The organism is Gordonia sp. SCSIO 19800, from assembly GCF_018132775.1.
Taxonomy (GTDB): Bacteria; Actinomycetota; Actinomycetes; order Mycobacteriales; family Mycobacteriaceae; genus Gordonia; species Gordonia hongkongensis.
Genome location: NZ_JAGRQM010000017.1, coordinates 1 through 12,536, shown reverse-complemented (window position 1 = coordinate 12,536; position 12,536 = coordinate 1). Strand labels below are relative to the sequence as shown.

Genomic DNA, 12,536 nt, shown 5'->3' with positions numbered 1-12,536 from the left:
ACAACAAGGGGTACGAACATCGAGGTCGCCGGACCAACAGTATCGTTGGGGCAGCGTGCGGGCGTTTCGGCCCGACGCGGCATCCCCGATCAAGACTGCCAGGAGGAACTGTGGAATTCGATGTGACCATCGAGATCCCCAAAGGTGGCCGCAACAAGTACGAGGTCGACCACGAGACGGGCAAGGTCTACCTCGACCGCTACCTGTACACCTCGATGGGCTACCCGGCCGACTACGGCTACATCGACGGCACCCTCGGTGAGGACGGCGACCCGCTCGACGCGATGGTCCTGCTCCCCGAGTCGGTGTTCCCCGGCATCATCGTGCGCGCACGGGTCGTCGGCATGTACACCATGACCGACGAGGCCGGTGGCGACGACAAGCTGCTCTGCGTCCCCGCCCAGGACGTGCGCTGGGACCACATCAAGGACATCTCCGACGTGTCCGAATACGAGCTGGGACCCATCGCCCACTTCTTCGAGCACTACAAGGACCTCGAGCCGGGCAAGGAGGTCGACCCGGGCGGATGGGTCGGCCGCGACCAGGCCGAGAAGATCGCACAGGAGGCCATCGATCGCCTCGCTGCGCACCCCGACGCGGCCAACGAGCCCTCGCGCGGCTGATCTCTCCCACACACGAGACCGCCGGCACCATCATCCGAGATGGTGTCGGCGGTCTTGTCTGGTCACCAGGTGGCTTCGACTCGGCGCCTCGACCTCCACGCGCTCCTTCGTCGCTTGCTCGGCCCGGCGGCTACGCTCGGTGCCGGCTCAACCAGCAGTGGGTCAGGCCACGCGGTACCGCTGCTCGGCGAGCACCGGCAGGATCTGTTCGCGGATGCGGCGTTCGGTGGCCGCGCCGTCGATCGGGATGAGGATCACGGCGTCGGCGACCTCGGCTGCGTAGATGTCGCGGACCAGCGTGATCAGTCCGTGTGTCGTCCCGATGTAGCGGATGGTCCCCGAACTCGTCTCCGACGACGCGTCCACCGCCGCAGCAGCGGCCGTGCGCGCCGACGCGGCGTCCGGCGCGACGGCCACCTCCACCTCGAGTGCGACCACGAACTTGGCCTGATCGTGGCTGCCGGCCCGGAGCAGGGAGCGGGCGCGCTGCGCCTCGCGGAGGGTCTCCCGCCGCACGACGATCGGAAACGTCTGTGCGAGATCGTCTCCCGCGAGCGCGATCTGGAATCCCGGACGTCCGATGCTGATCGGGGCCGTCGGGGTGGCAGTCGGTGCGGCGATCACGGTGCCGCGGTCAGCACGTGCGTCGAGTTCGATGGTCATCTATTCACCCCTGGTCGAGTTCGGTCGGTCTGTTCGGTTCGCGCCCGGAATGCATCGAGAATCCGGTCGATGTCGTCGACGGTGGTGCCCGCTCCGAAACTCGCGCGCACCGTGTCGGCCGGCGGTGCGAGGCCGTCGACGGTGTAGCCCGCGACTCCCGCGCGGTCGGTGGAATCGGTGAAGATCCGCAGCGGCGTGAAGCCGCCGATCGCGGCCAGGCCGGCGTCGAGACGTTCGGCGAGGCGGCGTTCATGCAGGCCGATCGTCTCGGGTCCGAGATCGGCGAGCACCCGACACGCCTCGGCGACCGCGATCGCCCCGGGAACGCCGTCGGCGTCCGGCGAGGCATCGACATCGGCGGCGTCGAACCAGTCACGACGACCGATGAGAACGCCGGCGCCATCCGTCCTACGACCTGGTTCACCGAACGCCAGGTAGTCGATGCCGTGGCTGACGACGGAGACGGGCCGGTGCCCGACGAGTTGCGCGGCGTCGACCAGGATGCGGGCCCCGGACCGGTGCGCGAGCGAGGCGAGCCGGCCGATCGGCAGCACCTCGCCGGTGATGTCCGATACCGCGGTCACGACCAGGAACGATGCCGGCGCCGAGGCGAGCTCGGTCTCCAGCGCGACCAAGGTGTCCTCGATGGTCTCGCAGGCCGGGACGAACCGCGCCCGGTCGCGCCCCTGCCGTGGTGCGCACCACCGCAGCAGGTCGGCGCCCTGCCCGATGTCGAGGACGACGACGTCGCCAGGAGTGATGCGCGCCGCGAGGTCGAGGGCAACGGCGGCATCGCGGGTGAAGACGACGGTGTCGTCGACCCGCGCACGGACGAACTGCCGCACCGATTCCCGGGCGGCGTCGAAGCGGACGTCGACTGCGGGCGACAGGCGACCGGCGGGTGCGGACAGGACAGCGGTCACGGCAGGAAACTCCTCAGACAATTCGCGCTTGCCGCGTCCGGTCGGTACGCGGCCGGGTCGTCACCCGGAGCACCCCACCGCGAAGGAGGGTTGCCGACCAGCGAGCCGGGGCTTGTCACTGGCACTCATGACCTACGACCAAGGGTCGTCGATCTCGCGCGGACGTGTCAATTTTCACTCAACGTGATCGGAAGTTAGGGCACACTTACCTGTAGCGTGTCAGGGGTGTCAGCGACTGATGTGTTCGTGTTGTCCCGCCCGCACGGCACCGTGCGGGGCATGGGCGCGGTCCGTGCGTTCACCGACGTCGACGCCGCCTCGGCCGCCCTGCGCGCCGGGACCGTCGACGGTCTGACCGGCGCGATCCCCTTCGACCTCGCCGAGCCCGCCGCGCTGGTGGTGCCCGAAGTCCTGCACGTCGACGCGGCGCCGCTGGCAGGCACACCACCGCTGACGCGCACCCCGGTGTCGACGACCCTGCACCCCACGGCCGACGAGCACCGCGAACGTGTCGCACACGCGGTGAAGCGGATCGTCGCCGGCGACGTCGGCAAGGTCGTACTCGCCCGCAGCGTCGACATCGTGCTCGACGCCGAGGTCGAGCCTCTGCGACTCCTCGACGCACTGGCGGGCGGCAATGCCGGACACAACGCATTCGGTGTCGATCTCGGCGCGGCCACCGGCTCGGGTTCGTGGCTGTTGGGCGCGAGTCCCGAAGTGTTGCTGCGCAAGTCGGGTTCCGTCGTCACCTGCCACCCGTACGCGGGATCGGCGCCGCGGTCACCCGACCCGGTCGTCGACCGCGCCGCTGCCGACGGATTGTTCTCCTCGGCAAAGGATCTCGCCGAGCACGCCTTCGTCGTCGACCACCTGCGAGACCGGTTGGGACACCTCTGCGACGACGTCGACGCGCCGTCGACCCCGCAATTACAGTCGACCGGGGAGGTCTGGCATCTGGCCACTCCGATCCGCGCGCGGCTTCGGGACCCGGCGACCACTGCGCTCGATCTCGCACTCCTGCTCGGCCCCACCCCGGCGGTCTGCGGCACGCCGAGTGATGTTGCCGCGCAGATCATCCGCGAGGTCGAGGGTGAGCGCGGCTTCTATGCGGGGGCGGTCGGCTGGTGCGACGCCGCCGGCGACGGGGAGTGGATGGTCACCATCCGGTGCCTCGAACTCGAGGCCGATCGTCGCAGCCTCCGGACGTGGGCCGGCGGCGGTATCGTCGAACACTCCGACCCGCAGGGCGAACTCGAGGAGACGGCGTTCAAGCTGCGGACGGTCCTGAACGCGTTGGGCATCGCCGCACTCGACTGAGTCACCCTCTCCCGCTTCTCAGCCCAGCGCGTGGTCCAGGTCGCCCAACAGGTCGTCGACCCCTTCGAGGCCGACCGACAGCCGCACCACCGAGTCACTCAGACCGATCGCCGCGCGTCCCTCGGGACCCATCGCACGATGAGTGGTGGTCGCCGGATGCGTGATCAGCGACTTCGAATCTCCGAGATTGTTGGAGATGTCGACGATCCGCAGGCCGTTGAGGACCTCGAAGGCGCGCTTCTTGCCGTCGATGCCGTCGTGGTCGTTGAGCTCGAAGGTCACCACCGTGCCGCCGCCGGACATCTGCGACTTCGCCAAGTCGTACTGCGGATGTGACTGCAGGAAGGGGTATTTGACCCAACGCACGCGCGGATCGCTCTCGAGGAACTCGGCGATCCGCAGCGCCGACGACACCGAGGCGTCGACGCGCAGACGCATCGTCTCCAGCCCCTTCACGAGGGTCCAGGCGTTGAACGGACTGAGTGCCGGACCGGTGTGTCGCATGAGTTGCTGCACCGGACCGTCGACGTACTCCTTGGTTCCGAGTACCGCGCCACCCATGACGCGCCCCTGGCCGTCGATGTGCTTGGTGCCCGAGTACACGATGACGTCGGCGCCGAGTTCGAGACCCCGCTGCAGCAGCGGGGTGGCGAAGACGTTGTCCAGCACCACCTGTGCGCCCGCGGCGTGCGCCAGTTCCGAGACCTTCACGACGTCGACGAGGCTCTGCATCGGGTTCGACGGTGTCTCGAAGAACACCGCGTCGGTGGGCTTGGACAGGGCCCGCTCCCACTGCTCGAGGTCTTCACCGTCGACGAACTCGGTCTCGATCCCCCAGCGCGGGAGGATCTCGTTGCAGACCACGAAGCAGGAACCGAACAGGCTGCGGGCGGCGACGAGACGGTCGCCGGCCTTCAACAGTGCACCGAGCGCGACGAACACCGCGGCCATGCCGCTCGCGGTGGCGAAACACGCCTCCGCGCCCTCGAGCCGGCGCAACCGCTCCTGGAACATCTCGACGGTCGGATTTCCGTAGCGCGAGTAGACGAATCGTTCGTCCTCGCCGGTGAAGGCTCGCTCGGCGGCCTCGGCGGAGTCGTAGACGTAACCGCTCGTGAGATAGAGCGCCTCGGCCGTCTCGTGGAAACCCGAACGCGCCAGCCCGCCGCGAACCGCGATCGTGTCAGCCGAGAGCCCTTCAGGCAGTTCACGACTGACGGGCAGATCAGAACTCACGATTGCCTCCACGGCAGGTTCTCGGCACGCCAGCCCGACGTCCCGCGGTGGTCGTTCTCGTCGAGGGCGCCTTCGAACCCGTCGATCACGTTGTATGCCTTCGCGATACCGTCGGCGGTCGCGGCCTCCGCAGCGCCGATCGACCGGTGCCCCGAACGGCAGATGAAGATGACCTCCTGGTCGTCGGAGACACCGGAATCACGCAGCTGCGCCACGAAGTCGTCGTTGCGGCGCCCCTCGGGGAAGGTGGTCCACTCGGCGAAGATCGCGCGCTTCCCCAGGACCTCGAGGTCGGGCACGCCGACGAACGACCACTCCGCCTGCGTGCGACAGTCGACCAGCACCGCATCCGGGTTGTTCTCGAGCTTCTCCCACGCCTCGCGCGGGGTCAGGTCACCGGCATAGCTCATGAGGAACACACCTTCCACTCGCCGTTCTCGCGCACCACGATCGTGTCCACGACGTTCACGTCATCGGGGGTCTTGTCATAGTGCCAATGAACCTTCGCGGTCGCCCGGTCACCGTCGACCACCAGCTCGGTGATCTCCGGGATCTGGATGTGACCGTTGGCGAGCAGCGACTCCCGGTTGTCGGCGAGGAACTGTTCCTCGGAGACGAAGTCGGCCGCCTCGACGTCGGCCGCGCAGGTGTTCGCCCGGTATTCGCCGAAGTTCGGACCGTTGCGCGCGGTGTAGATGTCGTTGATCGCGTACTGGACCTGAGCCGAGTCGCCGGCCCGGTCCTCGGCCGGACGGGTCACATTCGACAGCACGACGCCGAGCACCACGAGTCCCACGACGCCGGCCGCGACGAAGAACGGCCAGGCGTTCTTCCACGACGGGGGCTTCTGGTCGCCCTCACCTGCAGCTTCGGCCATGGCGGGCAGTCTATCGAGCGTCCCGGCGGCGGTTGAGACCGGCGTCGTCGGAGCCCGGACGCACCGGGCGGAGCGCCGAACGACGTCGACATCGAACACGTCCTGCGTAAGGTGGCCCTAAGTTCCGCGGCGAACGACGTCGCCGACCGCAACGACCAGCGAGGACCCGGATGCGCGCTTCCACCCACCGTTCACTCACCCTTCTCGTCGGGCTGCTCGCGGCAGCCCTGGTGGTGACCTCGTGTTCGCCGCCGGACGAGACGGTCGACTCCGGCACGGCCCAGGTCCCCGCGCCCGAGGCCGGCGCGATCCCGGTCACCGTGCAGCAGGCCTACGCCCCCGCGACCGTCGACCAGGCACCCAAGCGCGTCGCCGCGATGGGCGTGGGTGACGGCGACACCCTCCTCGCACTCGGTGTCACCCCCACCACGATCGCCCCGTTCGCCGACCCCGACCAGGCGTCGGCGCCGTGGAACGCCGAACTCCTTGCGGACTCCGACCCGGTGGTGCTGCCGAACGCGTCCGGAGCGTTCGGCGATGAGATCCCCAAGGCGCTGGCCACCGAGCCCGACCTCATCACCGCCGTCGGCGCCGATCCCACCCGCGACCAGTTCGATCTGCTGAGCAAGACCGCCCCGACGATCCTGAGGCCCGCCCAGTTCCAGCCGTGGCAGGTGCCGTGGGACGCGCAGACCCGCCAGATCGGTACCGCCGTCGGACTGCCCGAACTCGCCGATCGCAAGGTGACCGAGACCGAGCAGTTCCTCGCGAACGTGCGGGAGCAGAACCCGCAGCTGGCCGGGAAGACGGCGGTCGTGGTCACCGCCAGCCCCACCGGCGGCGTGTCGATCTACGGCCCCGGCGACGGGCGCGGACAGACCCTCACCGGTTACGGACTCACCTTCCCGCCCGCGCTGCAACCTTCGGTGACCAGCGGTTTCTACGGTGACCTGCCGGCCGAGAGCCTGAACCTGCTGGACTCGGCCGACGTCGTCGTCGCCGTCGACTGGCAGGGTTCCAACGACCAGCTCAAGTCCAACGCGGCGTTCAACCGGCTGGCGGTCGCGCAGTCGGGCCGCGTGGTCTATCTGCCCCAGGAGGTCGGCAGCGCGATGTCGGTGCCGACGGTCCTGACGATCCCGTGGGTCGCCGAGCAGGCCGTCGGACCGATCGCCGCGGCCGCCGGCAAGGCGTAGCGGGCCCGAACCGCCGGACACCGCGCACCCGCCGAGTGAGGGTTACCTCACAGACGGATTTTGGTCGGGGACAGCAAGCGCCTACCGTAGAAGGGATAGGCCTTATCCATACGCGCGGACCTGGGGGTCACCGAGATTTGCTTGTCCTCGCGTGCTGAGCAACGGAAGACACCTACTCCATGAGCGACAACAGCCGCCCGCTGCGGGTTGCGATCGTCGGTGCCGGTCCCGCCGGGATCTACGCCGCCGACGCGTTGATGAAGTCCGACACCGCCAAGGACCGCGGGGTCAGCATCGATCTGTATGAGCGCATGCCCGCTCCGTTCGGTCTGATCCGCTACGGCGTCGCACCCGACCACCCGCGCATCAAGGGCATCATCACCGCCCTGCACAAGGTCCTCGACAAGCCCCAGGTCCGCCTGCTCGGCAACGTCGACTACGGCACCGACATCACCATCGACGAACTACGCGCCCACTACGACGCGGTGATCTTCTCCACCGGCGCCACCGATGACCGCGCCCTGGACATCCCCGGCATCGACCTCGACGGCAGCTACGGCGCCGCCCAGTTCGTCGCCTGGTACGACGGCCACCCCGACTTCCCCCGCACCTGGCCCCTCGAGGCCGAGAAGGTCGCGGTCATCGGCGTCGGCAACGTCGCCCTCGACGTCGCCCGCGTGCTCGCCAAGACCGGCGACGAACTGCTGCCCACCGAGATCCCCGCCAACGTCTACGACGGACTCAAAGCCAACAAGGCCGTCGAGGTCCACGTCTTCGGCCGCCGCGGACCCGCCCAAGCGAAGTTCACCCCGCTCGAACTCAAAGAACTCGACCACTCCCCCAACATCGAGGTCATCGTCAACCCCGAGGACATCGACTACGACGAGGGCTCGGCCGTCGCGCGCCGCGGGTCGAAGATCACCGACCAGGTCGCCACCATCATCGAGAACTACGCGATCCGCGAACCCAAACAGGGCGCGATCCACAAACTGTTCCTGCACTTCTTCGAAAGCCCCACCGAGATCCTCGGCGCCGACGGCAAGGTCGTCGGTCTGCGCACCGAACGCACCCAACTCGACGGCACCGGCAACGTCAAACCCACCGGCAAGACCACCGACTGGGAGGTCGGCGCGGTCTACCGTGCGGTCGGCTACCTCTCGGACAACCTGCCGCAGATCCCGTTCGACTCCCAGGCCGGGGTCATCCCGAACGAAGCCGGCCGCGTCTTCGACGAAGGGCAGCAGCTGACCGGTATCTACACCACCGGCTGGGTCAAACGCGGTCCCGTCGGCCTCATCGGCCACACCAAGGGCGACGCCAACGAAACCGTCGACTGCATCCTCAAGGACATGGAAGCCGGCACACTCCTCGACCCGGCCCACCCCGGCGAAGACGCCATCGTCGAACTCCTCGAGTCCAAGAACATCCCGTTCACCACCTGGGACGGCTGGTACCGCCTCGACGAACACGAACGCGCCCTCGGCGCCGCCGAAGGCCGCGAACGCGTCAAGGTCGTCGAACGCGAGGACATGCTCGCCGCATCGGAGCCGGACAAGGTGTCCCGCCCGTCCGCATGACCCCGCTTCCCGCCGGCTGAGCCACCCTCCGCCGGCTGAGTCCACCCCCGCCGGCTGAGCCACCCTCCGCCGGCTGAGCCTGTCGAAGCCATAAGAGCGGCGGCCGAGTTCTCTCGGTCGCCGCTCTTTCGCATGCGCCCGGCGGGTGCGGGGGCGTCCTCCCCGCACGCCGCCCGGCGCGAATGGCTCAGTTGTGGTGCATTCTCAACTGTCGTCGGATGAGATCAACGGCCCGGAATCGCCGGCACGCCGGCGACGTCGGTGCCACCGCCGGTCAGGGCGGCCGCTGAAGCGGAGGAGCCCGTACCGAATCGGTCCAACGGGTTGTCGATGCGCCGGACGTTCCACCAGAAACCGGCGTTGTCGGTCAGGTTCTCGGCGTAATCGGAGATCGCGTACCCCGCGATGGAGGACGGGAAGCAGCCGAACCAGGTGGTCTTGATGGTGAGCGACTCGTTCTTCTTCAGCAGCGACTTGAACTTCGTCGCGCCGTTGATCTCCTGCAGCGTGACGTTACGGAAATCGCCGTCACGCGCGGTGACGCGCATGAACCGGGTCATGCTCCACGCCTGATTCCACGGCGTGCCAGGGGCTGCGAACTGACAGTAGACCCCGCCCGTCATCTGGAGGTTGGGAACGGCGGCCTGTGCCGGCGCGGCACCCACCAACGATCCACCGGCGATTCCTGCAGCGACCAGAACCCCTGTGAGAGCCCGTTTCAGCGATTTCATCGATCCTCCTCGTTCGTAGGCGACACTGTGTTTCCCGACGTCGCCGTCGTGGGAGCGGTTCACGCCATCCCACCCGACGACCGGTCTTGCTGCGGTCGGCCCGAGATACCCACCGACACCGGGACTATCGACCCAGCCTGAGCGAAGTGTTACCGCGCGCACAGCGATCCCTCAGGTTTCGTCGGCAATTCGTTATACGAACGACACCGACGACCGAGCTCGACGCCGCGCATGACGAAGCGTCGACGAAGGTTGGTAAGGTTTACCTTCGTGCGCCGATCCCTCCGACTTCTCGGAATCCCGCTGCTCCTGGCGGTCCTCGCAGCGCTGGTCGTCGCCTCGGTTCTCTTCGGCACCCGGCCGGTCCCGCTCGACGAGATCTGGCCCAGCTTCACCGCCGGTGTCGAAGAGATCTGGAACGCGCTGATCAATCTGCGGATGCCGCAGGTGCCCAAGGATTCCGACGTCGACGGGATCGTGTGGGATCTGCGCGTGCCGCGCACTCTGCTCGGGCTCGCCGCCGGACTCGCGATCGGCGCGGCCGGTGCCATCACCCAGGGCCACACCCGCAACCCGATCGCCGATCCCGGCATGCTCGGCGTCAACGCGGGTGCCGCCTGCGCGGTCGTCGGCGGCATCTACCTGCTGGGCATCACCAGTCCGATCGCGTTCATGTTCTTCGGTCTCGTCGGAGCGATCATCGCCGCCACCGTGGTGTTCGGACTGTCGTCGCTGAGCGGCTCGAGCCCACTGACCCTGGTCCTCGCCGGCACCGGCCTGACCGGGATGCTGACCGCCATCACGTCCGCGATCGTGCTCGTCGACACCAATTCGCTGGACCAGTGGCGCTTCTGGAGCGTCGGCTCCACCGCGGGTCGGGGCATCGACGTGTTCTGGGCGAGCCTGCCGTTCATCACGGGGGGCCTCGTCCTCGCGCTGGCGAGCGGCTTCTTCCTGAACGTCCTGAGCCTGGGCGACGACATGACCAAGGCCCTCGGTTCCCGTGTCGTGCTCATCCGCGCCCTCGGCGTCCTGACCATCACGCTGCTCATCGGCGCGGCGACCGCGGCGTGCGGGCCGATCGTGTTCCTGGGCCTGGTCGTACCGCATATCGCCCGCGCCTTCGTAGGCGCCGACTATCGGTGGATCATCCCGTATTCCGCTCTGCTGGGCGCCATCCTGCTCGTCGGATGCGACATCCTCGGCCGGATCGTCGCCCGTCCGGGCGAAGTGCAGGTCGGCGTCATGCTGGCACTGGTGGGCGCACCCTTCCTCATCGTCATGGTCCGCCGACAGAGATTGGGGACCGTGTGAATCCGCCGACCTCCATCAAGACCGACATCACGTCCGGAACCACGACGAAGGGCCGGATCGCACCGCACCCCGGCGGTTATCGGATCGCCGTCGAACCGCTGTCGATGGTGGTGCGACCACGGATGCTCACCGTCGCGGTCGTGTCCACGGCCGTCACGGTCGTCCTGTTCCTCACGAGCGTCGGTGTCAGCGACTTCCCGCTGACCCCCGTCGACGTCGCCCGCATCCTGCTCGGCGGCGGCACCCGCGTCGAGAACGTGGTGGTCTTCGACGTCGCTCTGCCCCGAGCGCTGGTCGCCCTGCTCGTGGGATTCGGTCTGGGCCTTGCGGGTTCGATGACCCAGCTGATCGCCCAGAATCCTCTGGCCACACCGGACATGCTCGGCATCACCGCCGGCGCGAGCGTGGCGGCGGTGACCGCCATCGCGTTCTCGACCACCAGCTGGGGTGCCTGGCTGGGCGATCTCGGCGTCCCGGCGGCGGCGATGATCGGCGGGTTGCTCACCGCGGTCGCGATGTACGTCCTCGCCTGGCCGGGTCGCAAGGCCAACAGCGGCATCAACCCGTTCCGGCTCGTGCTGATCGGCGTCGGGATGACGTGGTTGCTGCAGGCGCTGACCCAGTTCCTCCTCTCGCGCGCCGACATCCGGGATGTGGCTCGTGCGCAGGTGTGGATCGTCGGGTCGGTGTCCAACGTCGGCTGGTCCAACGTGTGGCCGGTCGCCGCCGGTGTCGTCGCGAGCATCATCGTTGTGGTCGTCCTGGCCCGCCAGATCGGGATGCTCAGCCTCGGACCCGATCTCGCCCGCGGACTCGGAGTCCGGACCGGCGCGGTGTCGACGACGCTGCTCCTGACCGCGGTCCTGGTGAGCGCGCTGAGCGTGTCCGCGGCAGGGCCCATCGCCTTCGTCGCGCTGCTGGCCCCACAGATCGCGCTGCGGCTGGCCGGTACCGCCGTGCCCACGCCGCTCGTGTCCGGTGTCATCGGTGCGTCGTTGGTACTGGGCGGCGACCTGATGGTGCGCACGGTTCTGCCGGGCGGCCTGCCGGTCGGCATCGTCACCGCGGCGATCGGCGGCCCGTTCCTGATCTACCTGATGATCGTCATGTCCCGGAAGGCGAGCGTATGACCGCGTCATCCCTCGAATCCCCTGCCACCACCGCCCGATTGCGGGGCGTCGGACTGACCGTCGGCTACGACGAGCGGATCGTCATCGACGGCCTCGACATCGACATCCCCGACGGTCAGGTCACGACGATCATCGGTTCCAACGGATGTGGCAAGTCGACGCTGTTACGTTGTCTCGCACGGCTGTTGCCACCCCGGGCCGGTGCGGTCTACCTCGACGGCGACGACATCTCCTCGGTCCGGCCCAAACAGGTCGCCCGCACCCTGGCGATCCTGCCGCAGAATCCCATCGCGCCCGAAGGGCTCACCGTCGCCGATCTGGTCGGGCGGGGACGCCATCCGCACCAGCGCTGGTTCGCGCAGGCCAGCGCGGCCGACGAGGCGGCAGTGGCGCTGGCGATGGAGATGACCGACACCCTCGACCTCGCCGACCGCACCCTCGACGCCCTGTCCGGCGGTCAGCGGCAACGGGTCTGGATCGCGCTGACGCTCGCACAGGACACCGATCTCATCCTGCTCGACGAGCCCACCACCTACCTCGACCTCGCACACTCCATCGACGTCCTCGACCTGGTCCGCCGGCTCCGCGACGAGCACGGCAAGACCGTCGTCATGGTGCTGCACGACCTCAATCTGGCCGCGCGCTACAGCGATTCGCTGTTCGTCATGCGCAACGGAGCCATCGTCACCACCGGCTCGCCCACCGAGGTCATCGACGCCGAGACCCTCGACGCGGCGTTCGGCCTCCGGGCGCACGTCATGACCGATCCGATCACCGGTGGCCCGCTCATCGTGCCGCTGGACTCCCGGACCCGCGCCACCCCCACCGCTCCCTGATCCGAAAGCGCGGCCCCTGCTCCCTGCTCCCTCCCTGCTCCCTGAGGTGCGAGCGAAGCGAGCCACGAAGGGCTTCGCAACGTGTCTCACCAGGCCCTTCGTGGCTCGTCGCT

At 68.4% G+C, this 12,536-nt stretch carries 13 protein-coding genes and 1 riboswitch; of the genes, 7 read left to right on the top strand and 6 right to left on the bottom strand.

From position 1 onward, the window contains the following. Positions 1-110: 110 nt before the first annotated feature. Positions 111-623: an inorganic diphosphatase gene (locus KB201_RS17675; protein WP_211540006.1), complete on the top strand. Its 513-nt coding sequence runs from the start codon at positions 111-113 to the stop codon at positions 621-623. A gap of 162 nt (positions 624-785) precedes the next feature. On the opposite strand, the gene KB201_RS17670 is transcribed toward KB201_RS17675, so the two are convergent. Both KB201_RS17670 and KB201_RS17665 read right to left on the bottom strand, forming a co-directional pair. After that, positions 786-1,286 (bottom strand): hypothetical protein, encoded by a 501-nt coding sequence (locus KB201_RS17670; protein ID WP_211540005.1) that lies wholly within the window; start codon positions 1,284-1,286, stop codon positions 786-788. Continuing rightward, complete coding sequence (locus KB201_RS17665; protein ID WP_307848082.1) at positions 1,283-2,209, bottom strand: aminotransferase class V-fold PLP-dependent enzyme; 927 nt, start codon at positions 2,207-2,209, stop codon at positions 1,283-1,285. Before KB201_RS17665 ends, KB201_RS17670 begins: the two co-directional genes overlap by 4 nt. A 19-nt stretch (positions 2,210-2,228) precedes the next feature. After that, positions 2,229-2,342: riboswitch (SAM riboswitch) on the bottom strand. Positions 2,343-2,449: 107 nt separating this feature from the next. Between KB201_RS17665 and KB201_RS17660 the strand changes: the two genes are divergently transcribed. Further along, on the top strand, positions 2,450-3,526 hold the full coding sequence (locus tag KB201_RS17660) for an isochorismate synthase MenF (RefSeq protein WP_211540046.1): 1,077 nt from the start codon (positions 2,450-2,452) through the stop codon (positions 3,524-3,526). An 18-nt stretch (positions 3,527-3,544) separates the two neighbouring features. Here KB201_RS17660 and KB201_RS17655 read toward each other — a convergent pair whose 3' ends face one another. From KB201_RS17655 to KB201_RS17645, 3 genes are read right to left on the bottom strand one after another with little or no spacing between them, the layout of a single operon-like run. Further along, positions 3,545-4,762 (bottom strand): O-succinylhomoserine sulfhydrylase, encoded by a 1,218-nt coding sequence (locus KB201_RS17655; protein WP_137809956.1) that lies wholly within the window; start codon positions 4,760-4,762, stop codon positions 3,545-3,547. Then, a complete protein-coding gene (locus KB201_RS17650) occupies positions 4,759-5,172 on the bottom strand; it encodes a rhodanese-like domain-containing protein (RefSeq protein ID WP_058249965.1) in 414 nt (137 codons plus the stop codon). The genes KB201_RS17655 and KB201_RS17650 overlap by 4 nt, the downstream gene beginning before the upstream one ends. Continuing rightward, positions 5,169-5,639, bottom strand: a complete 471-nt coding sequence (locus KB201_RS17645) for a hypothetical protein (RefSeq protein WP_211540001.1) — start codon at positions 5,637-5,639, stop codon at positions 5,169-5,171. Before KB201_RS17645 ends, KB201_RS17650 begins: the two co-directional genes overlap by 4 nt. A gap of 170 nt (positions 5,640-5,809) precedes the next feature. Between KB201_RS17645 and KB201_RS17640 the strand changes: the two genes are divergently transcribed. Both KB201_RS17640 and KB201_RS17635 read left to right on the top strand, forming a co-directional pair. Continuing rightward, complete coding sequence (locus KB201_RS17640) at positions 5,810-6,835, top strand: ABC transporter substrate-binding protein (RefSeq protein ID WP_211539999.1); 1,026 nt, start codon at positions 5,810-5,812, stop codon at positions 6,833-6,835. 179 nt (positions 6,836-7,014) lie between these two features. Beyond that, positions 7,015-8,412, top strand: a complete 1,398-nt coding sequence (locus KB201_RS17635) for an FAD-dependent oxidoreductase (protein WP_205333822.1) — start codon at positions 7,015-7,017, stop codon at positions 8,410-8,412. A 224-nt stretch (positions 8,413-8,636) separates the two neighbouring features. On the opposite strand, the gene KB201_RS17630 is transcribed toward KB201_RS17635, so the two are convergent. Further along, on the bottom strand, positions 8,637-9,143 hold the full coding sequence (locus tag KB201_RS17630; protein ID WP_078112747.1) for a hypothetical protein: 507 nt from the start codon (positions 9,141-9,143) through the stop codon (positions 8,637-8,639). Between the two features lie 270 nt (positions 9,144-9,413). On the opposite strand from KB201_RS17630, the gene KB201_RS17625 reads away from it, so the two are divergent. Genes KB201_RS17625 through KB201_RS17615 form a run of 3 tightly spaced genes read left to right on the top strand, consistent with a single transcriptional unit; the run spans position 9,414 to position 12,423 of the window. Further along, positions 9,414-10,457 carry an iron ABC transporter permease gene (locus KB201_RS17625; protein WP_211539997.1) on the top strand — a complete coding sequence of 348 codons (1,044 nt, stop codon included), beginning with the start codon at positions 9,414-9,416 and terminating at the stop codon, positions 10,455-10,457. Then, positions 10,454-11,587 carry an iron chelate uptake ABC transporter family permease subunit gene (locus tag KB201_RS17620; RefSeq protein ID WP_211539995.1) on the top strand — a complete coding sequence of 378 codons (1,134 nt, stop codon included), beginning with the start codon at positions 10,454-10,456 and terminating at the stop codon, positions 11,585-11,587. Before KB201_RS17625 ends, KB201_RS17620 begins: the two co-directional genes overlap by 4 nt. Next, positions 11,584-12,423: an ABC transporter ATP-binding protein gene (locus KB201_RS17615; RefSeq protein WP_065629583.1), complete on the top strand. Its 840-nt coding sequence runs from the start codon at positions 11,584-11,586 to the stop codon at positions 12,421-12,423. Before KB201_RS17620 ends, KB201_RS17615 begins: the two co-directional genes overlap by 4 nt. Positions 12,424-12,536 lie beyond the last annotated feature (113 nt).

Coding starts and splice junctions, on each gene's coding strand:
- KB201_RS17635 (WP_205333822.1), top strand. CDS start 7,015: ATGAGCGACAACAGCCGCCCGCTGCGGGTTGCGATCGTCGGTGCCGGT.
- KB201_RS17615 (WP_065629583.1), top strand. CDS start 11,584: ATGACCGCGTCATCCCTCGAATCCCCTGCCACCACCGCCCGATTGCGG.
- KB201_RS17645 (WP_211540001.1), bottom strand. CDS start 5,639: ATGGCCGAAGCTGCAGGTGAGGGCGACCAGAAGCCCCCGTCGTGGAAG.
- KB201_RS17630 (WP_078112747.1), bottom strand. CDS start 9,143: ATGAAATCGCTGAAACGGGCTCTCACAGGGGTTCTGGTCGCTGCAGGA.
- KB201_RS17640 (WP_211539999.1), top strand. CDS start 5,810: ATGCGCGCTTCCACCCACCGTTCACTCACCCTTCTCGTCGGGCTGCTC.
- KB201_RS17650 (WP_058249965.1), bottom strand. CDS start 5,172: ATGAGCTATGCCGGTGACCTGACCCCGCGCGAGGCGTGGGAGAAGCTC.
- KB201_RS17670 (WP_211540005.1), bottom strand. CDS start 1,286: ATGACCATCGAACTCGACGCACGTGCTGACCGCGGCACCGTGATCGCC.